Origin of the sequence: Actinomadura alba, from assembly GCF_014323705.1 — a bacterium.
In the GTDB taxonomy this organism is placed as follows: Bacteria; Actinomycetota; Actinomycetes; order Streptosporangiales; family Streptosporangiaceae; genus Actinomadura_C; species Actinomadura_C alba.
In genome coordinates, this window is record NZ_JABVEC010000058.1 from 1 (window position 1) to 22,205 (window position 22,205).

Sequence of the window (22,205 nt, forward strand, 5' to 3'; positions counted from 1 at the left end):
GCGAGATACTCCTGACGAACCCCTGAGCCAGTCATCGGATCAGGGACAAGGACATAACCCACGTTTGCCTTGCGGCTAGGGCGCCCCTTTTTCGCCTTAGGAACAACACCCACCTTGTGGGGGTGGTGCTTGCTGAAATGCGCAGAGGATTCGTGTACGCCTCGCCGCTTGGCGGCGTTCGCCTTGCGGCCACGGCGCCGCTTCGTCGCCATAGGCACAACGTAACATCCAGTAACCCATAGAGAAGTTGGATGACCCGGCAGTATCGCACTATGGCGCGAGTGGCCGGTGCTCGCGGCACGGCAGGCAGACAGGTGGGCCGGCGGTGACTGGAGGCGGGGGTCGGTGGCCGGACTTCTGTGAGTTCTGAATGCGAGCTTGGGGCTGCCTGCACGTTCTGGACCTGGCGGGGCCGGCCACGGGCAAGACCCGCGCCCTCTGGGCGCGGGCCTCTTGACCTGGCAGGGACCGTGCGGGCTACAGGTGTTCGGAGGTCAGCCTGCGCTGCAGGAGACCGTCGGCCAGGTCGAGTTGCCGTTGTGCTGGATCGTCACACCCCAGTTGTTGCCGTTGCCGTTGGGCCTGGCGGTCAGCACCTGGGCGCTGGGGTAGTCGGCGCTGATGTTCCACGTACTGATGATCCTCGCTGGGGACGGCACGTTCATCGTCACGGTCCAGTTGCTCGAGCCGCTGACCGCGACGTTGAGGTTGTACCGGTCGCTCCACTGCTGGCCCGCGGACAGCGATGCGGTGCAGCCGCCACCACCACCGCCACCACCGCCGCCGGAGGAGCCGCCCACCGTTATATTGGAATTTCCACTACTTTGATATCCCTCTGTTGCGAGGATCATGTAATCATGGCTGCCCAGATTCATTCCATAACGGGCCCATGCGTCGAAGTGGTTGCCAGAAGTTATGGTTCCGCCGGTTTTCTTTGACTGTCGGACACTCCAGTACTGATTGAAAGTCCTGGTGCCCTCGATGGAGGGGGCGTTGTATCGCGTCGTCTGGTAGACGTCGTACGTACCACCATCGCTGGTGACCGTGCCCTTGTACGTTCCCGTGGGCCTATAAGTTCCCCAGTTGTCGACGATGTAGTATTCCACGAGCGGGTTTCTCGTCCATCCATAGAGGGTCAAATATGCATTGCCGGACGGATTGAAGCTGCCTGAGTAGTTCACGGCCCTACGTCCGCCGGTGCTCCAGCCCTTACCGGCAACGAAGTTCCCCGTGTTGCGCCATGAGGTGCTGTAATTGCCACCGGACCCCAGCTCCATGGAGACCGACCCCTGACTGTCGGTCCAGAATGAATAGAAGTAGCCGTTGTTGGTGCCAGTTTGATTTGAGGTTATGGCTGCGTTGGCGATGCCGGGCAGCATCGTTATGACCGCGACCAGCGCTACGGCCCAGGCACGGCCGATGAGCAGCCTGGTGCGGCCGCGTCTGCGGCTGTTCGGGTGGGCGGGGGCGTCGTTCATGTGCGTGCTTCCCTCCTCGTGAAGGCCGGCCGGGAGGCCGGGCAGCGTGGGAGAACCCGGCGAAAGTATGAGTTCGACTCCGTCGAGCAGTCAACATTTTCGGAAACATATCGGAAACTTGATCTTGGGCAGGGAATGCTTGAGGAAGTATTTGGGCTGGTCAATAGCCTTGCCTGGCCGATCGAGTGCGAAGCTGGCCGGTGAAAGCCGCTGTCGAATGCTCAGAATCCGGGCCCGACATCATCGAAAGTTTCGGAGGACTTTCGGTCATGCTGCGTGGGGTGCGATGGGTAGAGCATGATCAGGGCCGGCCCGTCGTGGCGGATGCCGGCGGGCTCTCCACGTTTCTTGACGCGGTAGGAGTTGTGGCTTAACGGCGTCCTCGGTGAATGCCACCGATTCAGGACGGTAACCACTGCGCCAACAGGCCTGAATGGAGGACCCCGCTGCAGCAGAACATCCAGAAGTTCTTGCTGAAGACGGGCGATGCTCCTGGCGTGATCAGGATCTCGCCCAGGGCGCTTGGCAATTTGTCGGAGTGGAGAGACTGGCAGACTCCGACCCTCAACGATTCCAGCGACACCACCCCGCCGAGCGCACCGGGCACCCCGGCCGCGTCCAACGTGACCGCCATCAGCGCCACGCTGACCTGGGCCGCATCCACCGACCAGGGCGGCTCCGGCCTGGTCGGCTACGACATCCTGCGCGCGCCCGGCGCGAGCGGTGGCACGTTCACCCAGGTCGGCACCTCGACCACGACCTCGTTCAGCGACACGGGCCTGACCCCGAGCACCACCTACCGCTACCAGGTCAGGGCACGGGACGCCGCGGGTAACACCTCGCCGGTCTCGAACACTGCGGAGGTCACCACCCGGGCCGCCGCGTCCACCGGAACCTGCACGGCCGTTCTGACCGTACAGACCGAGTGGGCCACCGGGTACGTCATCCAGCCGCTGACCATCACCAACACCGGCACCTCGACGATCACCGGCTGGACGGTCACCTTCACGCTGCCGGCCGGGCACACGCTGACCGGCTCGTGGAACAGCGCCGTCACCGTCAGCGGGCAGACCGTGACCATCAGGAACGTCGGGCATAACGGCACCCTCGCCCCCGGAGCCGGCACCACCGGCGTCGGCTTCCAGGCGAGTCGCCCGAACGGCAACACCGCACTTCCGTCCGGATACACCTGCGCCTGACAGCCAGCGCTCCCTGGCCCACCCACCCCTCGCCATTGTGGGTGGGCCGGGAGCTTAGCGCGTTGGGTGCCGCCCCCCAATGGTGAATCCAGCGGCCAGCAAGCGTGGCTGTCGCCATTGCCTGATCACGTTGGGCCGTGCTGCTCGGTTCTTTGGTCGGGTCACCATTGGACGGCGACGTATTGCGTTTCCAGGTAGTCGAGCATGCCCTCGTGGCCGCCTTCGCGGCCGATGCCGCTCTGCTTGACCCCGCCGAACGGCGCTGCGGGGTCGCTGACCAGGCCACGGTTGAGCCCGACCATGCCGGACTCGAAGCGCTCGCTCACCCGTAGCCCCCGAGCCAGATCCCCGGTGTAGACGTAGGCGACCAGCCCGAACTCCGTCGCATTGGCCAGCCGGATCGCCTCGTCCTCGTCGTCGAACGTGACGATCGGGGCGACCGGCCCGAAGATCTCCTCCCGCAGGATCGGCGCGTCGGAGGGGACGTTCACCAGCACGGTCGGGTCGTAGTAGAAGCCCGGCCGATCCGGGCGGTTGCCGCCGACGACCGCCTCGGCGCCCACGTCGACCGCACCGCGCACGAGCTCGTCCACCTTGTCGACCGCGTCCTGGTTCACCAGCGGGCCGACCTGGGTGGCCTCCTCGGTGCCGGGGCCGACGGTCAGTGCCGACATCCGCTCGGCCAGCCTCCTGCCGAACTCGCCGGCGATCGACGACTCGACGTAGAACCGGTTGGCGGCCGTGCACGCCTCTCCGGCATTGCGCATCTTGGCCACCATCGCGCCCTCGATCGCCGCGTCGAGGTCGGCGTCGGCGAACACGAGGAACGGGGCGTTGCCGCCGAGCTCCATCGAGGTGTTGATCACCTGGTCGGCCGCCTCTCGCAGCAGCACCCGGCCCACCTCGGTCGACCCGGTGAAGGAGAGCTTTCGGACCCGCGGGTCGTGCAGCATCGCCGACACCACTGCGCCGGAGCGCCGGGCCGGCAGCACGTTGACCACGCCCGGGGGCACTCCGGCGGCCGCCAGGATCCGGGCCATCGCGAGTGCGGTGAGCGGCGTGTCGCTCGCCGGTTTCAGGATCACGGTGCAGCCCGCCGCCAATGCCGGGCCGATCTTCCGGGTGGCCATCGCCGCCGGGAAGTTCCATGGCGTCACGAGAACGCAGATGCCGACCGGCCGGTGCAGCACGACGATCCGGTTGGCACCCGACGGCGCCGTGGCCACCGAGCCGGCGCCCCGGACGGCCTCCTCGGAGTACCACCGGAAGAACTCGGCCGCATAGGCCACCTCGCCCCTCGCGTCGATGAGGGCCTTGCCGTTCTCGAGCGAGATCAGCCGGGCGAGGTCCTCGGCCTGCTCGGTCATCAGCTCGAACGCCTTGCGCAGGATCTCGGCGCGCTCCCGCGGGGCCGTGGCCGCCCACGACGAGGCCGCTCGCTCCGCCGCGTCGACGGCGGCGATCGCGTCGTCGACCGTGCCGTCGGCCACCGAGGCGACGGTCTCCCCGGTCGCGGGGTCCTGTACGTCGAAGCGGCCGCCGTCGCCCGCCGGCACCGCCTTGCCGCCGATGTAGAGGTCGGTGAGCAGGTCGCTCACGAATTCCGGGTTCGTGTCTCCCATGGAAGGCCTTTCGATCATGGGCTCAGTACGGGTTGGCTATGACCAGATCCTGGGCGGGGAACAGCGTGAGGATGCGGGTGCCGTCCGCGGTGACGACGACCTCCTCCTCGATCCGTGCCGCCGAGAAGCCGTCGCTCGCCGGACAGTACGTCTCCAGCGCGAACACCATCCCCGGCCGGAGCTCGATGGGTTCCCGCATGCTGTTGAGCCGCGAGATGATCGGCCGCTCGTGCAGGCCCAGCCCCAGGCCGTGGCCGAACTGCAGGCCGAACGCCGCCATCTCGTTCTCGAACCCGAACTCGGTCGCCGCGGGCCACACGGCGGCGACCTGGTCGGTGCCGACCCCGGGCTTGATCATGCTGATCGACGCGTCCATCCACTCCCGCGCCTTGGTGTACGCGTCGCGCTGGCTGGGCGTCGCGCTGCCCACGCTGAAGGTCCGGTAGTAGCAGGTCCGATAGCCGTTGAAGGAGTGGATGATGTCGAAGAACGCCTGGTCGCCCGGGCGGATCAACCGGTCGGAGAAGTTGTGCGGATGCGGATTGCACCGCTCACCGCTCACCGCGTTGATGGCCTCGACCTGGTCCGAGCCCATCTCGTACAGCCGCTTGTTCGCGAGCGCGACGATCTCGTTCTCGCGGATCCCCGGCTTGAGCACTTCGACGATGTCCTGGTAGACACCGTCGACCATCGCCGCGGCCTGGGTGAGCAGCATGATCTCGTCGGCGGACTTGATCTGCCGCGCGTCGAGCATCAGCTGTTGCGAATCGACCACGGTCAGACCCTGGCGCTGCATCTCGAACAGGAACGGCGGCTCGACGATGTCCACCCCGACGGGGGCGTCGGCCACGCCGGCGTCCTCGAGGAGGCCCTTGATCTGTCGTACGGCTTCCACCATGAGACCGGCCGTCGGCGCGATGGCCCCGCGCATGCCGAGCATGCCGGCGTGACAGTTCGCCGGATCGAGCCACGGGCTGTACAGGCGGTGGTGGCGCGCCGCGGACCCGAAGTCCCACAGCATGGGCTCGCCGCCGCGGGTCAGCAGGGCGTACCTCGTCATCTTGTCGCCGAGGGCCCCGCCGATCCAGGTCTGCGTGACGTACCGGATGTTGTAGAAGTCGAAGAGCAGGAAGGCGCCGCACTCGCTCGCCTCGAGCGACGCGCGCGCCCGGCTCAGCCGGTAGTCCCGGAGCCGGCCGAAGTCGACCCGCTGCTCGTAGTCGACTCCCATGTGCCCCGGTGCGGGCAGCGGAGCGGCGGACGTCATGAGTCATCCTCCTCGCGGGCGGCGCCGAGGCCGTCGTCGACCGCGACGTTCTCGGGTTTGAGCTCGAGCCCGGACGCGGCGGCCTGCAGGTCGAGCAGGATCGAGAAGTCCTCGTCCACCCGGCCGCTGCCGACGCTGGCCTGGACGAGTTGCGCGGTGACCGCCGAGACCGGCAGGGGCACGTCGAGCCGCCGGGCCGCGGCGAGGCCGAGGTCGAAGTCCTTGCGCAGCAGTACCGGCGTGAACGTCGGGGTGTAGTCGAGGTTCACGAAGGCGGGGGACTTGTAGCGGGTGAAGGCCGAGCCCATGACGCTGTTGTTGAGGAACTCGAGGAAGGCGTGCCGGGAGACGCCGCCCTTCTCGACGAGCACGGTGATCTCGGCCATCGTCTGGGTCACCACGCCGAGCATCAGGTTGTGCGCGATCTTCACGAGCCGGGCCGTGTCGCCCTCGCCCACATAGGTGGCCGACTTGCCGATGTGCTCCAGCAGGTGTGCCACCGTCTCGTACGCCCGCTGCGGCCCCGAGACCACGAGGCTCAGCTCGCCCGCCCTGACGACCTTGCCGTTTCCGCTGACCGGTGCGGCGAGGAAGTCGACGCCTCTCTCCTCGCACGCCTCGCGCATCGCGGCCGACGTCTCGGTCGAGACCGTGGAGCAGTCGACGACGATGCCGGGAACGTGCTCGCCATCGGTGAGCAGCCCGCCCTCGCCGAGCAACACCTGCTCGAGATCGGCCGACGCCGAGACCATCGTGAACACGACGTCCCGGTCGCGCAGATCGGCGATCGTGCCGGACACCGAGGCGCCGTGGTCCCTGAGGGGCTCCGCCTTGGCGATGGTGCGGTTCCACGCGGTGAGGTCCACGCCGGCCCTGGCGAGCCGCTCCGCCATCGCGACGCCCATACGGCCGGTTCCGATCCAGCCGACCCGAAGGCCGGAAGGGTCTGCCGTCGATTGAGTCATGAGATCTACCCTCTGCAATCGTTTGTCATCAGCCGTACGAAATGCCCGTTTATGCCCGCTTCACCCATGCCGAGTCACTGCTCGGGGGCCGCCACGCCCGTGCCGCGGGCCGTCAGCGGAGCCGCCGTGCGACCCAGTCGGCGGTGTACGGACGGTGCCAGGGCGCGAGGTTGGCGCAGCCGTGGTTGCCGTCCTCGAGCATCAGCAGCTCCACCTCACCGCCGGCCTCGGCCGCCAGCCGCTCCGCGTGCCGCCACGGGATCAGCCGGTCCTTGCGCCCGAAGACGACCAGAAGCGGTGCGCTGATCGCCTTGGCGGACCCGTCCAGGTTCAGCGTCGAGGCGATGCGGTGAGCCTCCTCGTCCGAACCTGCGCCCGACCTGACCTGGAACGTCTGCCTGGTGAGGGCGGGCAGGTCGTCCCAGCAGGCGCCGAAGTCGTACGGCCCCGCAAGGGCGACACAGGCCCTGACCCGGTCCCCGACGGCGGCTGCGACCCGGGGGGCGTAGTAGCCGCCGAGGCTGACTCCCCACACCGCCAACCTGGACTCGTCGATCTCCGGTTGGGCGCCGAGCGCGTCGAGCAGGGCCTCGCCGGGCTGCGACCAGTCCCCTCGGATCGGCAGGTCGTACTCCGCCTCACCCTGCCCGGGGCCGTCCACGCTGAAGGTGGCGATCCCACGGTCGAGGAACGAGTCCTCGACCGACCGCTGCTCCTCCTTGGCCGAGTCCAGCCCGGACAGCAGCAGCACCGCGGGATGCGGGCCAGGGGCGGAGGGCAGGCGCAGCACGCCGACGAGCTTGGAACCCTCGAAGTCGATCTCGACCCGTCGGCCCGGCGGGGACAGGTGCGGCAGAGCGTCCATGAGGCACGTCAGCGCGCGCAGGTGGGCCTGCTGCATCTGGTCCAGATCCTCGACGAAGACGAACTTCGCGAAGTGGTAGTAGATCGCGGCACGGGACAGGTGCCGGCCGGCCGAGAGGAAGCGCTCATCGGCGAGGGCGTCGCGCCCGAGTTCCTCGTGCTCGGACGCCACCGACGACCAGGCGGCACACCAACCGGCCCAGTCCTCGAGCCCCCGGGTGATCCGTTCGAAGTCGGAGACGGTCACGCCGTTCGTGGTGAACCGGGGCGCCCAGTGCGCGATGGCCGAGGAGACTCGCTCATCCATGGTCGATCAACTGCCTTTCGTGCCGTGCCGTGCCGGTCGTACGAATGAGTGCGAACGAGTGTGGGGCACCGGTCGCCGAACGGGTCGCTCAGACACTGGTGGTCTCGGTTCCCTGGCCCGTCGAGGGCGCACCGTCCGGGAGCCGCGACGTCCTCGTGCCACCGAGGTAAAGCGACGCGATCTCCGGATCGTCCTTGATCGCGGCGGCCGTGCCCGTGAGCCGTACCTTGCCTCCCTCCATCACCACGCCGTGCGTCGCCAGGCCGAGGCCGAGGCGGACGTTCTGCTCGACCAGGAGCACCGTCGTGCCGTCCTTGTGGAGCGAGTGGATGAGATCGGCGACGCCGGCGAGACTGCGCGGGTCGAGACCCAGCGACGGCTCGTCGAGCAGGATCAGCTTGGGATCGAGCATGAGGCACCGTGCGATCTCCACCATCCGGCGCTGGCCGCCACTGAGATTCCCGGCGTGGTCACGGGCCCGGGACGCCACGAGGGGCACGCGTTCCTTGACCATGTCGAGGCGTTCCCGCAGCAGTGCGCGGTTCTTACGGATCAGGTAGCCGCCCATCAGGACGTTCTCGTGCACCGACATGGCCGGGAAGAGGGCGTGCGACTGAGGCACCTGGGTGATGCCCCTGCGGAGGATCTGGTCGGGCGACTGATCGCCGATCGGCTCCCCGTTCATGCTGATCTCGCCCTCGCTGGGTCGGATCAGCCCACTGATGACCCGCAGCACGGTCGACTTGCCGGCTCCGTTGGGGCCGACGATGCACGTGATCGTCTGCTTGGGGCACTCCAGATCGACGCCCTGCAGCACGCTGCCGCCGCCATAACCCGCGACGACCGCCTTGAGTGAGAGCACGTCACCGCACCACCTCTCCTGTCGCGGTTCCCGGTGAGTGATGGGCGGGCGGATCCGTCGCCGCCGGCCGCCAGTCGTCGCCGAGGTAGGCGTCGAGGACGACCGGGTCCGCCTGAATCCGTTCGGGCGGTCCTTCGGCGATCGGCGCGCCGTGGGAGAACACGACGACGGGATCGCACAGCTCGAGGACCAGAGGGATGTTGTGCTCGACGATGAGGAACGTCACGCCGGCGGCGTTCAGCTCGCGGATCACTTCGGTGAGCCGCCCGAGCAGGCTGGGGTTCACTCCGCCGGCGGGCTCGTCCAGCAGGATGAGCTTGGGCTGGAGCATCAGCACTTGGGCGAGCTCGACCAGTTTCTGCTGCCCGAAGGACAGTGACCCCGCGGGCTGGTCGGCCATCCGGCCGAGACCGACGATGTCGAGGAGTTCCCTCGCCCGGTCCGCCTCGTGACCGTGCACCGCGTCGGAGAGCATCGTCCGCCAGCGCGAGTCGGGCAGGGGCGCGACCACGTTCTGCTGGACCGTCATCTCCTTGAACAGCCGGGTCACCTGGTAGGTGCGCCCGAGCCCCAGATGCCCTCGTTTCCAGGGTCGCATCCCGTCGATCCGCCTGCCGTCGAACCAGATCTCGCCGGAGTCGGCGGCCATTCCACCGGTGATCAGGTTGAACAGCGTCGTCTTGCCGGACCCGTTCGGCCCGATCAGCGCCGTGATCGTTCCCTGGCGCACCGTCAGGTCGGCGCCGTCGACGGCCGTGAGACCGCCGAACCTCTTCGACACCCCGCGTACGTCGAGCAGGGGTGGGTCATCGCCCGAGCCGGGCCGGCGCGCTCCCTCGTCCGCCACACCGGCGGCGACGACCTCGGGCAGTGGCCGCTCGCGGGTCGTCACCGGTCCACGGTTCAGGGCACCCGCCTGGTCGGTGTACTCCACCTCCGCCGGGTGACGCCTGCGACACCAGGCCTCGACGGTCGGCAGGATGCCCTTCGGCAGGAACAGGACCACGAGCATCAGGGCGAGCCCGAAGATCAGCACGCGTGACTGGCTGCCGCCGCCGTAGACCGTGGCCGCCTCGCTGACCAGGTTGACGATGAAGGCGCCGATGACCGGTCCGTACAGCGTTCCGCGACCGCCGGTCAGGGTGGCGAGCACGATGAGCACGCTGCCGAGGATCGCGAACGACCCGATCGGATTGATGAACGTCAGGTAGTACGCGTAGACGCCGCCGGCCGTACCGATCATGAAAGCGCTCGCGGCGTACGCCACGATCTTGAAGCGGGTGGTGTTGACGCCGATCGAGGCGGCCTTGCCCTCGTCCTCGCGGATCGCGACCAGCCCGGCACCGAACTTGGTACGCCTCAGCCAGGCGCTGAACAGGACCGTCAGCACCAGCAGGCTCAGGAAGATGTAGTAGAAGGGGATGTTCTGGAAGTCACGCCCCCAGAAGGGCAGTTCCAGGGTGATCCCGTCCGATCCCTGGGTGAGGCTCTGGAAGTTGGTGGCGATGATCTGTGCCGCCAGCAGCATCGCGATGGTGATGATCACGAACGCGTGGCCACGGGTCCGCAGCACCACCGAGCCGATCAGCACCGCGATGACCAGCGCGGTCACCCCGCCGAGCGGGGCGACCCACAGCGGGTTGACGCCCCACCGCAGGGCGAGGATGCCGGCCGTGTAGGAGCCGAGGCCCAGGAACATGCTGTGGCCGAGCGAGGTGTAGCCGCCGTACCCGGAGATGATGTTCCAGCTCGACGCCTGGATCGCCAGCAGGAAGCCCAGCAGCAGCACCGCCTGCGGGTACGGCTCCCACGGGTTGACGACCGGATACATCAGCAGCGCGACCAGGCAGAGCCCGGCGATCAGATGGGCGCGGGGGAGCGCTCGCAGCCGGTTCATGTGACGTCCTCACGGAGCCGGGCGCCGAACAGGCCCTGCGGACGGACCAGCAACACGACCATGATCACGATGTAGAAGACCAGCGTCGACCAGCTCAGCGATCCGTACGTCGCGGTCAGCGTCTCGGCCAGACCGAGGATGCCCGCCCCGATGAGGGCGCCGGGCAGGCTGCCCATCCCGCCGAGGACCACGATCCCGAGCAGCCTCGAGATCCAGTCGTAGTGGGACGCGGGGAAGAAGGGATAGAGCACCGACAGGATCGACCCGCCGACACCGGTCGTGGCGCTGCCGATCGCGAACGCCAGAGCCGCCGTGCCGCTGGCACCGACCCCGACGAGGGCGGCACCCGAGGGGTTCTGCGTGGCGGCGCGGATCGCCCGGCCGGTCCACGTGCGGGTCAGCACGAAGAACAGGACGCCGAGGATGCCCATCGCGGCGAGGAAGCCGAACACCTGCGCCTTGGGCAGCGAGATCGATCCGACCCGGAACGACTCCTCGAAGTAGGACGGCGTGGCCGACTTGAACTTGTTGCCGGCGGTGACGTTCAGCACGCCTTCGATGACCATCGCGAAACCGAACGTCAGCAGGATCGACATCGAGGGGGACGATCCGCGGACCCGCGAGATCAGCAGGCGGTACGCCACCCAGCCGAAGGCGAACATGAGCGGTGTGGTGATCACCGATGCGAGGATCGGGTCGATCCCGGTCTCGTGCCACAGCCACCAGGTGACCATGGCCATCAGGACCAGGAACGCCCCCTGCGCGACGTTGATGATGTGCATGACCCCGAAGATCAGGGTGAGGCCGGAGGCCATCAGCGCGTAGACCCCGCCGATCAGCAGGCCCAGCGCGATCGCCTGTGTCAGTTGTGCCATCTTGCGAACTCCTCGTCGGCTGCGCAGTCGGCTGCGCACCTCGGGTGGGCGCGGGGGCCGGCGGACGAGGCCGCCGCCGGCCGGACCCTGAAACGCTTCACGTGTCGACGGCTACTTCCACGCCGGTTTGGGGTTGATGATGTTCTTGGACGTCGCCACCTCGGCCGGGGCGACCACCTGGGCCTTGCCGGACTGCCACTGGGCGAGCAGGAACTTGCCGTTCGGCTCTCCGGTGGCCTTCCAGCTCAGCGGCCCCAGGATCGTCTGCACCGTGTTGGAGTGCAGCCAGTCCCGGATCTTGTCCTGGTCGATGGCGCCGACCTTCTCGACCGCGGCCTGCACGACCTGCGCGGCGGCGAACGCGTCGGCGGCGTCCTCGGCCGGGTCGGCGTTGTAGGCCTTCTTGTAGGCGGCGACGAACTCGGAGTTGAGCGGGGTCGTCGCATCCTGGTGCCAGCTGACCGTGTAGAAGACGCCCTCGGTGTTGGCCACGCCCACCCCGTCGCTGTACTGGCCGGCGTTGCTGGGCGCCGAGGTCTGGAAGAGGGCCTTCGGCGAGTAGTTCAGCTGTTTGAGCGACCGTACGAGCCCGACGCCGTCCTCGAACACCGCGCCCTGCGCGATCAGGTCGGGCTTCTTGCCGGCCAGCGTGCCGGCGATGGTCTGGAAGTTCGTCGTGTCGGCCGGGTAGAGCGAGCTGTAGACCGTCCGGACGCCGAGGGCCTCGAGGTCCTTCTGCATCGTCTGGATCACCGGCTTGGTGAACGGGTCGTCCTGGATCGGGTACGCCGCAGTCTTCGGGCGTTCGGCCTCGGGAAGCGACTTGACCCAGTCGACGAAGACGTCGGCCTGGTGCGGCGCGCTGGCCGGTTGCGCGAAGAAGAGGTACTTGAAGCCGCGCGTGAACATGTTGGTCGCGCCGCCGGCCGGCTCGACGAACACCATGCGGTTCTTCTCGGCGACCGACGAGGCGGCGTAGTTCAGCAGCGAGGAGAACGTGCCGAGCAACAGGTCGACCTTGTCCTGCGTGATCAGCTTCGTGTAGTCGGCGACGACCGTGTCCTGGCTGCTCGCGTCGTCGGTGATCTTGAGCTGGACCTGCCGGCCCAGGACGCCGCCCTTGGCGTTGACCATGTTCTGCCACACCTCGTAGCCGCGCTTCGCCTCGCCGCCGGGCTGGGCGAAATCGCCGGTCAACGGGAGGGAGGCGCCGATGACGATCGGCTTCCCGGTGTCGCTTCCGGATGATTCGGACGGTCGCTGACCGCAGGCCGCCAGTGCCATGGCCGCCGCGACGGCCACCGCCACGATTCTTCGAGTTCGACCCCGCCGACGCACACGGGTGAGCGCTGACCCGGTGGAGATCTGGGATTGCCAGGGAGGTGAGGCGGTCATGAGCCCTCCTGAGCTTTGTGACCCCTGGATTAGTTAGTGCAATCGATTGCGATGGCCAGCAGCATGCGGTTGAATTCAGGCACTGTCAAGGGCTCTCAGCCAGGTTCTAGCTCGTTGCAATCGAGTGTGGTCATTCTGCGGGGAGTTGGATTCGGCTGCGACAAAGGGAGGGTTGCGGGTCTTGACTCGGCGAACACGGGAACTCGTGGTCGGCGCCTTCAGCCCGTCCGTGCTGCTGCGCGTCGGCCGGCGCCTCGGCCTGTTCGATCAACGTGGCCTCGAGGTGCTGGAGAAGGCGGTCCCCTCCTCGCCCGCGCAGTGCAGAGCACTGCTCGACGGTGACCTCGACGTGGCGCTCACCAGCCCGGACAACATGGTCGCCTACCGTTTCGTCCCGGACAATCCGCTGAACGAGACCGCCGACGTGCGGATCGTCGCCGCGGTGGACCGGGGCCTCGGGCTGGGCGTCTACGGGAGGCCGGGGCTCACCACGGCATCCGAGCTGAAAGGCGCGGCCATCGGTGTCGACGTGCCGGGCTCCGGGTTCGCCTTCGGGCTCTACGCTCTGCTGGAGTCCCTCGGCCTGGACCGTGACGACTACCGCGTCGTCACCCTCGGGTCCACGCCCCGGCGCCTCGAGGCGCTCCTGGCCGGCGGCTGCGACGCGACGATGCTGAACGCCGGCAACGAACTGCGGGCCGAGGATGCGGGCGCGACGCGGCTCGCCGGGCTCACCGACGTGTGCCGTCCCTACCTCGGCACCGTCCTGAGCACGGTCGGCGACCGTAGGAGAGCAGACGTCGCGGCCTTCGCCGACGCGCTCCGCGAGGCGGCCCGCGAGATCTGGGCCGGGAACGTCGACGACGTCGTCGTCGAGGAGGCGGCCACGGCGCTGAGGCTTCCGGAGGCGCTGGCGAAAAGGTACCTGGGCCGGTTGAAGGATCCCGCCGAAGGGCTCGTGGTCGACGGCGTCGTCGACCTCCCGGCCATGGAGACGGTCGTCGGCCTGAGACGGAAGTACATGCCGGCACTGGTCGACGGCGTCGACGTGCTCGCGACCGCGCTCGAACCCTCGCGGGGACTGATCGACCCGTGCACGACGACCAGGTGATGACCGACAGCCCGCCGCGCCCATCGCGGGGACCACGAGCACCCCGGCAACTGCAGGTGGTCGCGTTCGCCAGCACGCTGGACCGGTTCGCGATGCCGCCGATGCTGATCGCGATGGCGTACGATCTCGGCGCGCCGCTCTCGGTGATCATCAACGCGGCCGGTGCCTACTTCCTCGCCTACGGGCTCATGCAGCCGGTGTGGGGGATGGTCTCGGACCGCATCGGCCTGGTGCGGACCATGCGGATAGCGCTGTCGCTCGCGGCGGTGAGCACGACCGTGGCGGCGTTCGCACAGAGCCCGCTGAGCCTCGGCGTGACCCGGGGACTGACCGGCGCGTGTTTCGCCGCGGCGGTCCCGGCGAGCCTCATCTATATCGGTGACACGGTGTCGACCGACCGGCGGCAACCGGAGGTGACCAGGCTCATGGCGGGCGTCGCGCTGGGAACGGGGCTCGCCTCGGCGGGCGCGGGCGCGCTGGCCGAGTTCACCAGCTGGCGCGTCGCGTTCGTCCTGACCGGGCTCATCGCGCTCTGTCTCGTCGCCTCACTCGGCAGGCTGCCGCAGCCGCCCGCCGTCCGGAAGCACAGCGGCGTGCTCGCGCCGCTGGTGGCCGTCGCCCGCTCGGGACCCACCCGGCTGGTCCTGGGCCTGGCGTTCCTCGAGGGAATGGTGCTGCTCGGCGTGCTGACCGTGCTTCCCACCGCGGTCGAGGCGTCGGGGGCCAGCGCATCCGTCGCCGGAGCGGTCACCGCCCTGTACGGTGTTGCCGTGTTCGGGTTCGCCCGCTTGGTAGGGGCGCTGGCGCACCGTACGCGTGCCTCACGGCTCATCGCGCTCGGCGCGGCGGCGGCCGCGGCCGGATGCGGTTTGGTCACCCTGTCCCGTTCGCCCGCGGTGGCGCTCGCGGCCGCCTGCTTCCTCGGCCTCGCGTGGGTCTCGATGCACTCGTCGCTGCAGACGTGGGCGACGGAGGTGCTGCCGGGCGCGCGTGCCACGGTCGTGTCGGCGTTCGCCGGGGCACTCTTCCTCGGTAGCGCAGTGGCCGCCCAGCTCGCCGGTGGGCTCGCGGAGGCGCAGAGATACGCTCAGATCTTCGGTTGGGCAACGGTGCTCGCGATCGTGCTCGGGATGTTCGCGACCCGGGGGCGCACGCGATGGGCCGGACCTGAAGGGGAGGCCGGTCCATGAGCCTAGATCGGCCTTCCGAGCTGCAGGCTGGGGACGCCCGAGCACCCCGGCAGCAGCCCGCCACGCTTCGTGACGTCGCCGAGGCCGCCGGGGTGCACGCGACCACCGCGTCACGGGCGCTGAATCCGAAGGCGCAGCAACTCGTCAACGCCGAGACGGTACGGCGGGTGCGGCGGGCCGCCGAGGAGCTGGGCTACCAGCCGAACCCCATCGCCCGAAGTCTCAAGACCTCGAAGTCGAGCACGGTGGGCCTGGTCATTCCCGATCTGACGAACCCGCTGTTCCCGCCGATCGTCCGCGGGATCGAGAACGTCCTCGAATCGGCCGGCTACAGCGCTTTGATCGTCAACACGGACAACGACCCGCAGCGCGAGCGGGCTCTGATCGAGTCGCTGAGGTCACGTCAGGTCGAAGGCCTCATCATCGCGACCGCGCTGCTGGACCATCCTCTGCTCCAGCAACTGCAGCAGCAGGACGTCAAGATCGTGCTCATCAACCGCCGTATCGAGAACCTGCGCATGCCGTTCGTGGTCGGTGACGACGCCACCGGCATCGGTCTCGCGGTGAAGCACCTCGCTGCCCTCGGCCACACCCGGATCGCCCACCTCGCGGGCCCTCAGACCACCTCGACGGGCGTGGTGCGGTCGCGGGCCTTCCGGCATGCCGTACGCGACAACGGGCTGGAGGAGGACCCGGCCCTCATCGTTGAGTGCGCGCACTGGAGCGAGGAGGACGGCGCCGGCGCGATGCGCGAACTGCTTGACCGGGGAACGCGGGCCACGGCCGTCGTCGCCGGCAACGACCTGATCGCGCTCGGCTGCTACGACGTGTTCGCCGACCGGGACATCTCATGTCCCGAGGACGTCAGCGTCGTGGGCTTCAACGACATGCCCTTCCTCGACAAGCTGCGCCCGCCCCTGACGACCGTCGGTGTGCCGCACCACGAGCTCGGGGCCGAGGCCGCGCGCATGCTGCTCGACTCCATCGACGAACCGGAGCGGTACCCGCGTTCACTGCTGCTCCCGGTGTCGCTGATCCTCCGCGACTCCACGGCGGCACCTCCCGCCTGACGTCGACCGCGTTTCCGAGCCGGGTCACGCACCAAGCAGGGCGGCCCCTCACCGGGGGTGAGAGGCCGTCGGGTATGGCATGGTTCGGCCGCATCGCCGAGCTCCCTACCTTGGGGTCACTCCGAGGGCCGCCGTCATGGGGGTGCGACCGTGGGCCAGTGCAGCGGCCTCCCCTCGCGAGCTCACGCCGAGCTTGCTGAGGATGTTGGCGACGTGGAACTTGACCGTGTTCTCGCTGATGCTCAGCCGGGTGGCGATCACCCGGTTGCGGTGGCCGTGCGCCAGTTGCTCAAGGACGTCGCGTTCGCGCGGGTTGAGGGCGTCCAGCGGGCCCTGGGGCTGGGGGCGTACCGGACCGAACGGAAGGACGGCGGTGATCGCCGTGCCCCAGCCCGGGACCGCGTCCACGGCGAGCGTGCCGCCCAGCACCGCCACCCGGTCGCGCAGCCGGTGCACCGACAGGGCGTCGGCCACCAACGAGCCGGGACCGTCGTCGCGCACGGTCACCCGCAGCAGCGAGTCCTCCACCTCCCAGGCGAGCCTGATTCTGCTCAGCCCGCCCTGCTGGAGCATCGCCAGCACCGCGCCCCGCACCACGGACCTGGCGGCCCTGGCCACCTCGCAGGGCAACGGCCTGCCAGGCTGATCCGGCCTTGCCAGCTCCAACGTTAGATCGTGATAACGGGTGAGCAGGGAAAGCTTCTCCGCCAGCACGTCGAACGCCCGGCCCGCCGCCTCCTCACCCAGGTCGCGCTCGCCGCCCGCTCTGGTCTCGAGGAGCGCGGGCACGGCCAGCTCGATCGCGATGCGCCGGGCCGCGGCGTCGTCGAGTCTCCTGGATCGCAGGACGCCGAGCAGCGAGGTCAGCGTCGTGGCGTAGGCGTCGGCGAGGTCTTCGACGGCCGTGAGGGGCGGGCCCGTCACGGCGTGCGGCTCGGCGTCCGACACGCGGTCGGCCAGGTGCGCGGTCGTCAGCTCGACGAGCTTCGTCACGATCTCCCGCGCCTCGGGGTCCGGTGGGAGGGAGCCGGTCGTGACGACGGCGAGCATGCCGCCCGTGGTCTTCGGCGGCTTGACGGCCACGGCCAGCACCGGCCGCTCGACCCCCGCCAGCGTGAACGGGCCGAACCAGGGACGATTGACGGCCACTAGGGGGACCAGGCGGCTCACCTCGTCGGCGCTCACTCCGTCGATCCCGTGGGTGAGCAGCGCGGACATCAGCAGGCAGTCCCCGGTGAACAACACCAGCCCCTCGTGGGGCACCAGCCCGGACAGCACGGCCGACAACTCCGGCAGGACGCCGTCGAGCGGCGCGCGCAACACCCTCAGTGCTGCCGTCAGAGCGGCCGGCCACGACTCCGCCATGGCCCCGATGGTAGTAGGTCGCTTCCCCTGGTCCGCCCGCTCGTTCGGGTGGGTGGGCCCACCCGAACGGGCGGTCCGCGAGGGGGTCGTGGCGGCCAAGCTGTGCGCGTACGTCCTGACGAAAGGAATCGCCATGAAGGACGAGTCGACGCTGGTGGTGGTGGCCTACCACAGCGGGTACGGGCACACGGCCCGGCTGGCCGAGTCGGTACGCGCGGGAGCGGCGTCCGTGGACGGCACCAAGGCGGAGCCGGTCTCGGTGGACGGCATCACGGAAGAGGAATGGGCGCTGCTGGACGCGGCGGACGCCATCGTGTTCGGGTCGCCGACGTACATGGGGTCGGCCAGTCCGGAGTTCCACACGTTCGCCCGGGACTCGGTGAAGCGCTGGCAGCTGCAGGCTTGGGACGGCAAGCTGGCAGCGGGGTTCTCGAACTCGGGGTCCAAGAGCGGGGACAAGCTGCACACGCTGGAGTACATGGCGTTGCTGGCGGCCCAGCACGGCATGCTCTGGGTCAGCCTCGGGCTGGTGTCCGGGTGGAATTCCAGCACCTCCGACGAGAACGCACTCAACCGGCTCGGCGTCTGGCTGGGGGCGGCGGCGGCCTCGAACATCGACGAGGGGCCGGAGTTGATGCACGACTCGGACCTCCGGACGGCCGAACACCTGGGCCGCCGGGTCGCCGAGCAGGCCCGCCGCCGCCACGGCGTGGAGATGGCCCGCGCGCTGTACGAGATGAAGGGCGATCGGACCGATGAACGGACGTGATCGCTCGTGCCGATCAGGGCGGGCGCCGGCATGGCGGTTCACAGGTCGCCGCGGTACCACGCCTCGACTTCGGCCTCCAGCGCGTCCTGGTCGAGCGTCGGCGGTCGCACCTGACCGATCCAGCGATTCAGGAGGACCGCGAGCCGATCCGCGGTCTCGGGCGTCGCGACCTCGTGAACGGCGAAGTAGGCGACGATCGGTCCGGTCACCGGATCATCCCCGTCACAACGGGTGCAGAGCGGCACCTCGCAACTGCCGTGGGCCCGGACTCCTCGCGCGGTCGTCCAGCCGTACGGCATCCGGAGCACGGCGATGATGTGGCCATCGCCGCATCGCGGGCACGCCCGGCCGGGCTCGACGCCCAGGGTCACGTCCACCGGTCGAGTGCCCTGGCGCGACCCGGTGATCACGATCCGCCGATCGAGTTCGCACCCAGCAGGGACTTGATGTCGCCGTAGAACGCCGGTTCCGGCTCGACCTGGAACGGCTCGAGGTTCAGCAACAGGTCCGTCGCGCCGTGATGCCGTGGCCGCAACCGCAGGTGCACCGGCGAGCGGCCGGGATGGGAACGCAGAATGCGCTTCAGCTCCCGGACGAGCCGGGGGTTCACCCGGGTCTCCGACACGGAGAGCACCACGGGCGGCTCGCCACCGGCGGCCTGAGCCACGTCCAGGACGGTGACCTCTTCGCCGTAGACGTTCAACGTCTCGTCCCGCACGTTGATCCGTCCCCGGATGGACACCACCCGGTCTTCGGCCAGCGCCTCGCCATGGAGAAGGTGGCTCTTGGGGAAGATCAGGCACTCCACAGCGGCGTCATGGTCCTCGAGGGTGACGATCGCCCACTGGTCGCCCCGCTTGGTGACCTTGCGTTGCAGGCCCGAGATGATGCCGCTCACCCGCACCGTCCCCTCCTCGCGTCCGGACGCGAGGAGGTCGGCGATGGCGATGTCCCGGTTGGCCTCCAGCATCCGCTCGGTTCCGTCGAGGGGATGACTGGACACGTACAGGCCGAGCATCTCCCGTTCGAAGGCCAGCAGGGTGACCCGGTCCCACTCGCCTTCGGGGACCGTGACCGAGAAGGGTCTGTCCTCGCCCGGCGCGTCGAAGGCGCCGAACAGCGAGTCCTGGCCGTGGGCCTCGTTGCGTTTGACGTCGATGACCGCGTCGATGGCCTGCTCGTGGACCGCCACGAGGGCCTTGCGGTGGTGCCCGAGCCCGTCGAACGCGCCGGCCTTGGCCAGCGACTCGATGACCCGCTTGTTGCACACGGCCGGCGGGACCTTGCCGAGGAAGTCGGTGAATCCGGTGTACGGGCCTTTGGCCTCGCGGGTCTTGACGATCGCGTCGACGACGCCGGCCCCGACGTTGCGGATCGCGCCCAGGCCGAAGCGGATGTCCTCGCCGACGGCGGCGAAGCTCAGTTCGCTCTCGTTGACGTCGGGGGGCAGCACCTTGATGCCGAGGCGGCGGCAGTCGGAGAGGTAGACCGCCATCTTGTCCTTGTCGTCACCCACGGAGGTGAGCAGCGCGGCGAGATATTCGGCTGGGTGGTTGGCCTTCAGGTAGGCCGTCCAGTACGAGACGAGGCCGTACCCGGCGGTGTGGGACTTGTTGAAGCCGTAGCCGCTGAACGGGACCAGTACGTCCCAGACCGCCCGGATGGCCTCCTCGGAGAAGTCCCGGCCCTTCATGCCGGCTGAGAACTTGTCCCATTCGGCGTCCAGGACCTCCTTCTTCTTCTTGCCCATCGCCCGGCGCAGCGTGTCGGCTCCGCCGAGGGAGTACCCGGCCAGCTGCTGGGCGATGGCCATGACCTGCTCCTGGAAGACGACCAGATGGTAGGTCTCGCCCAGGATCGGTTCGAGGGCCTCCCCGAGCTCGGGGTGGATGGGCACGACCTTCTGCCGTCCGGTCTTGCGCAGGGCGTAGTTGGTGTGGGCGTTCATCTCCATCGGTCCCGGCCGGTACAGGGCGGACACGGCGGCGATGTCGGTGAACTCGGTGGGCCGCATCAGCTTCAGCAGCGTGCGCATGCCGCCGCCGTCGAGCTGGAACACCCCGAGGGTGTCGCCGCGCGCCAGGAGCTCGTAGGTCCTCTCGTCGTCGAGCGGCACCTCGAGGATGTCGATGTCGACGCCCCGGTTGGCCGTGACGTTGGCGACGGTGTCGTAGATGACGGTGAGGTTGCGCAGGCCAAGGAAGTCCATCTTCAGCAGGCCCATGTCCTCGGCCTGCGTGAAGGGGAACCCGGTCACGATGGGCCCGTCCGCCTTCGGCCGGACGAGCGGCAGCACGTCGATCAGCGGATCGGACGAGAGGATCACGCCGGCGGCGTGGACGCCGGTGCCCCGGGTCAGGCCCTCCACGCCGACGGCGGTGTCGACGACGCGTTTGACGTCGGGCTCCTCCTCGTACATTCGCCGCAGTTCGGCGGCCTCACCGTGGCGAGGGTGCGCGTCGTCGTGGATGGCCGCGAGGGGGATCTCCTTTCCGCCCACGGCCGCGGGGAAGGCCTTGGTGATCCGGTCGCCGAGCGCGTACGGCAGGCCCAGCACCCGGCACGAGTCCTTGATCGCGGCCTTGGCCTTGATGGTGCCGAACGTGACGATCTGGCAGACCCGGTCGTCCCCGTACCTCCGGGTGACGTAGTCGATCATCTCGTCGCGCCGGCGGTCGTCGAAGTCGAGATCGATGTCGGGCATGGTGACGCGTTCGGGGTTGAGAAAGCGTTCGAAGATCAGCTTGTGCTCGATCGGATCCAGCCCGGTGATCCCCGTGCAGTAGGCGACCAGCGATCCGGTGGCGGACCCCCGGCCGGGGCCCAGCCCGATCCCGTTCGCGCGGGCGTACCGGCAGATGTCGGCGACCACGAGGAAGTAGCCGGGGAACCCCATGCCGTCGATGACCGAGAGCTCGTAGTCGATCCGGTCCAGCACCTCCCGAGACGGGCCGCCCGGATACCTGTGCTGGGCGCCCGCCAGTGTCTCCTTGCGCAGCCACGACGATTCGGTCTCCCCGGCCGGGACGGGGAACTTCGGCATCAGGTCCCGATGCTCGAACACCTCGCCGTAGTCCCCGACCCGCTCAGCGATCAGCAACGTGTTGTCGCAGGCGCCCGGGACCTCCGTGTCCCACATCGCCCGCATCTCGTCGGCCGGCTTGATGTGATAGCCGCTGCCGCTGAAGCGGAACCGGTCGGTGTCGGCGAGCCGCTTGCCGGTGCCGATGCACAGAAGCGCGTCATGCGCTTCGGACTGCGTCGCGGTGACGTAGTGGGAGTCGTTGGTGGCCAGCGGAGGCAGCGCGAGCTCCCTGCCGATCCGCAACAGCTCGTCGCGGACCCGGCGTTCGATGGCGATGCCGTGGTCCATCAGCTCCAGGAAGTAGTTGTCCCTGCCGAAGATGTCGCGGTACCTCGCGGCGGCCTCGACGGCCTTGTCGTACTGGCCGAGCCGCAGACGGGTCTGCACCTCTCCCGACGGGCAGCCGGTCGTCGCGATGATGCCCTGCCCGTGTTCGGCGAACAGCTCATCGTCCATGCGCGGGTATTTCTGGACGTGACCCTCCAGCCAGGCCCGGGACTGGAGCCGGAACAGGTTCCGCAGGCCCAGCGCGTCGGCGGCCCACATCGTCATGTGGGTGTACAGGCCGCGGCCGGAGACGTCACCGCCCTCACCGGTCTCGTCGTCGGACCTGCGCAACGAGAGGTCGTCGCTGAAGAACACCGGCTGCCGGTGGTACCGCGAGGCCGGGGCGACGTACGCCTCGATGCCGATGATCGGCTTGACGCCGGCCCTGCTCGCCGCATGGTAGAACTCATGCGCCCCGTGCACGTTGCCGTGGTCGCTCATCGCCACGGCGGGCATCCCCTGCCCGGACACCTCGTCCATCAGCAAGCCGATCTTCGCCGCGCCGTCCAGCATCGAGTACTCGGTGTGCACGTGCAGGTGGACGAAAGAGCCCATCG

The 22,205-nt window shown here is 68.8% G+C and carries 18 protein-coding genes; 5 read left to right on the forward strand and 13 right to left on the reverse strand.

What is annotated here, in order from left to right; translation table 11 throughout:
* Both HKK74_RS39460 and xynA read right to left on the reverse strand, forming a co-directional pair.
* Nucleotides 1–212: hypothetical protein (locus tag HKK74_RS39460; protein ID WP_222723212.1), on the reverse strand; the 212-nt coding region annotated here is incomplete at its 3' end.
* A 282-nt stretch (nt 213–494) separates the two neighbouring features.
* Nucleotides 495–1,478: an endo-1,4-beta-xylanase XynA gene (gene xynA / locus HKK74_RS37370; protein WP_187248168.1), complete on the reverse strand. Its 984-nt coding sequence runs from the start codon at nt 1,476–1,478 to the stop codon at nt 495–497.
* Nucleotides 1,479–1,975: 497 nt separating this feature from the next.
* Between xynA and HKK74_RS37375 the strand changes: the two genes are divergently transcribed.
* Nucleotides 1,976–2,677: a cellulose binding domain-containing protein gene (locus HKK74_RS37375; RefSeq protein ID WP_312882174.1), complete on the forward strand. Its 702-nt coding sequence runs from the start codon at nt 1,976–1,978 to the stop codon at nt 2,675–2,677.
* A gap of 161 nt (nt 2,678–2,838) precedes the next feature.
* On the opposite strand, the gene HKK74_RS37380 is transcribed toward HKK74_RS37375, so the two are convergent.
* The 8 genes from HKK74_RS37380 to HKK74_RS37415 form a co-directional block, all read right to left on the reverse strand.
* Nucleotides 2,839–4,299 (reverse strand): NAD-dependent succinate-semialdehyde dehydrogenase, encoded by a 1,461-nt coding sequence (locus HKK74_RS37380; RefSeq protein WP_187248170.1) that lies wholly within the window; start codon nt 4,297–4,299, stop codon nt 2,839–2,841.
* Between the two features lie 22 nt (nt 4,300–4,321).
* The gene (locus tag HKK74_RS37385; protein WP_187248171.1) at nt 4,322–5,566 is read right to left on the reverse strand and encodes a M24 family metallopeptidase; all 1,245 of its coding nucleotides are present in this window, start codon (nt 5,564–5,566) and stop codon (nt 4,322–4,324) included.
* Nucleotides 5,563–6,531, reverse strand: coding sequence for an NAD(P)-dependent oxidoreductase (locus tag HKK74_RS37390; protein WP_187248172.1), 969 nt, complete (start codon nt 6,529–6,531; stop codon nt 5,563–5,565). The genes HKK74_RS37385 and HKK74_RS37390 overlap by 4 nt, the downstream gene beginning before the upstream one ends.
* 112 nt (nt 6,532–6,643) lie before the next feature.
* Complete coding sequence (locus HKK74_RS37395) at nt 6,644–7,702, reverse strand: alpha/beta hydrolase family protein (protein ID WP_187248173.1); 1,059 nt, start codon at nt 7,700–7,702, stop codon at nt 6,644–6,646.
* Between the two features lie 88 nt (nt 7,703–7,790).
* Nucleotides 7,791–8,564, reverse strand: a complete 774-nt coding sequence (locus HKK74_RS37400) for an ABC transporter ATP-binding protein (RefSeq protein WP_187248174.1) — start codon at nt 8,562–8,564, stop codon at nt 7,791–7,793.
* A gap of 1 nt (nt 8,565) precedes the next feature.
* Complete coding sequence (locus HKK74_RS37405) at nt 8,566–10,461, reverse strand: branched-chain amino acid ABC transporter ATP-binding protein/permease (RefSeq protein WP_222723213.1); 1,896 nt, start codon at nt 10,459–10,461, stop codon at nt 8,566–8,568.
* A complete protein-coding gene (locus HKK74_RS37410; protein ID WP_187248175.1) occupies nt 10,458–11,336 on the reverse strand; it encodes a branched-chain amino acid ABC transporter permease in 879 nt (292 codons plus the stop codon). Before HKK74_RS37410 ends, HKK74_RS37405 begins: the two co-directional genes overlap by 4 nt.
* Before the next feature lie 111 nt (nt 11,337–11,447).
* Complete coding sequence (locus HKK74_RS37415) at nt 11,448–12,638, reverse strand: amino acid ABC transporter substrate-binding protein (protein ID WP_222723214.1); 1,191 nt, start codon at nt 12,636–12,638, stop codon at nt 11,448–11,450.
* Nucleotides 12,639–12,912: 274 nt separating this feature from the next.
* On the opposite strand from HKK74_RS37415, the gene HKK74_RS37420 reads away from it, so the two are divergent.
* The 3 genes from HKK74_RS37420 to HKK74_RS37430 are packed head-to-tail and all read left to right on the forward strand — an operon-like array spanning nt 12,913 to nt 16,102.
* A complete protein-coding gene (locus tag HKK74_RS37420; RefSeq protein WP_187248177.1) occupies nt 12,913–13,842 on the forward strand; it encodes an ABC transporter substrate-binding protein in 930 nt (309 codons plus the stop codon).
* Nucleotides 13,824–15,032, forward strand: coding sequence for an MFS transporter (locus HKK74_RS37425; protein WP_187248178.1), 1,209 nt, complete (start codon nt 13,824–13,826; stop codon nt 15,030–15,032). The genes HKK74_RS37420 and HKK74_RS37425 overlap by 19 nt, the downstream gene beginning before the upstream one ends.
* Nucleotides 15,029–16,102 carry a LacI family DNA-binding transcriptional regulator gene (locus HKK74_RS37430; RefSeq protein WP_187248179.1) on the forward strand — a complete coding sequence of 358 codons (1,074 nt, stop codon included), beginning with the start codon at nt 15,029–15,031 and terminating at the stop codon, nt 16,100–16,102. The genes HKK74_RS37425 and HKK74_RS37430 overlap by 4 nt, the downstream gene beginning before the upstream one ends.
* A 105-nt stretch (nt 16,103–16,207) precedes the next feature.
* Here the strand turns inward: HKK74_RS37430 and HKK74_RS41195 are convergent, their stop codons facing one another.
* On the reverse strand, nt 16,208–17,467 hold the full coding sequence (locus HKK74_RS41195) for a helix-turn-helix transcriptional regulator (protein ID WP_281398210.1): 1,260 nt from the start codon (nt 17,465–17,467) through the stop codon (nt 16,208–16,210).
* 7 nt (nt 17,468–17,474) lie between these two features.
* Here HKK74_RS41195 and HKK74_RS37440 point away from each other — a divergent pair, with 7 nt between their 5' ends.
* Complete coding sequence (locus tag HKK74_RS37440) at nt 17,475–18,236, forward strand: flavodoxin family protein (RefSeq protein WP_246492379.1); 762 nt, start codon at nt 17,475–17,477, stop codon at nt 18,234–18,236.
* Nucleotides 18,237–18,274: 38 nt separating this feature from the next.
* On the opposite strand, the gene HKK74_RS37445 is transcribed toward HKK74_RS37440, so the two are convergent.
* Both HKK74_RS37445 and dnaE read right to left on the reverse strand, forming a co-directional pair.
* Nucleotides 18,275–18,613 carry a DUF6300 family protein gene (locus tag HKK74_RS37445; RefSeq protein ID WP_187248180.1) on the reverse strand — a complete coding sequence of 113 codons (339 nt, stop codon included), beginning with the start codon at nt 18,611–18,613 and terminating at the stop codon, nt 18,275–18,277.
* Nucleotides 18,614–18,642: 29 nt separating this feature from the next.
* Nucleotides 18,643–22,203, reverse strand: coding sequence for a DNA polymerase III subunit alpha (gene dnaE / locus HKK74_RS37450; RefSeq protein ID WP_187248181.1), 3,561 nt, complete (start codon nt 22,201–22,203; stop codon nt 18,643–18,645).
* Nucleotides 22,204–22,205 lie beyond the last annotated feature (2 nt).

What these genes read in the sequence shown, in the direction of transcription:
- HKK74_RS37405 (WP_222723213.1), bottom strand. Translation starts at nt 10,461, where the DNA reads ATGAACCGGCTGCGAGCGCTCCCCCGCGCCCATCTGATCGCCGGGCTC.
- HKK74_RS37390 (WP_187248172.1), bottom strand. Translation starts at nt 6,531, where the DNA reads ATGACTCAATCGACGGCAGACCCTTCCGGCCTTCGGGTCGGCTGGATC.
- HKK74_RS37430 (WP_187248179.1), top strand. Translation starts at nt 15,029, where the DNA reads ATGAGCCTAGATCGGCCTTCCGAGCTGCAGGCTGGGGACGCCCGAGCA.
- HKK74_RS37395 (WP_187248173.1), bottom strand. Translation starts at nt 7,702, where the DNA reads ATGGATGAGCGAGTCTCCTCGGCCATCGCGCACTGGGCGCCCCGGTTC.
- dnaE (WP_187248181.1), bottom strand. Translation starts at nt 22,203, where the DNA reads ATGGGCTCTTTCGTCCACCTGCACGTGCACACCGAGTACTCGATGCTG.
- HKK74_RS37380 (WP_187248170.1), bottom strand. Translation starts at nt 4,299, where the DNA reads ATGGGAGACACGAACCCGGAATTCGTGAGCGACCTGCTCACCGACCTC.
- HKK74_RS37440 (WP_246492379.1), top strand. Translation starts at nt 17,475, where the DNA reads ATGGTAGTAGGTCGCTTCCCCTGGTCCGCCCGCTCGTTCGGGTGGGTG.
- HKK74_RS37385 (WP_187248171.1), bottom strand. Translation starts at nt 5,566, where the DNA reads ATGACGTCCGCCGCTCCGCTGCCCGCACCGGGGCACATGGGAGTCGAC.
- xynA (WP_187248168.1), bottom strand. Translation starts at nt 1,478, where the DNA reads ATGAACGACGCCCCCGCCCACCCGAACAGCCGCAGACGCGGCCGCACC.
- HKK74_RS41195 (WP_281398210.1), bottom strand. Translation starts at nt 17,467, where the DNA reads ATGGCGGAGTCGTGGCCGGCCGCTCTGACGGCAGCACTGAGGGTGTTG.
- HKK74_RS37410 (WP_187248175.1), bottom strand. Translation starts at nt 11,336, where the DNA reads ATGGCACAACTGACACAGGCGATCGCGCTGGGCCTGCTGATCGGCGGG.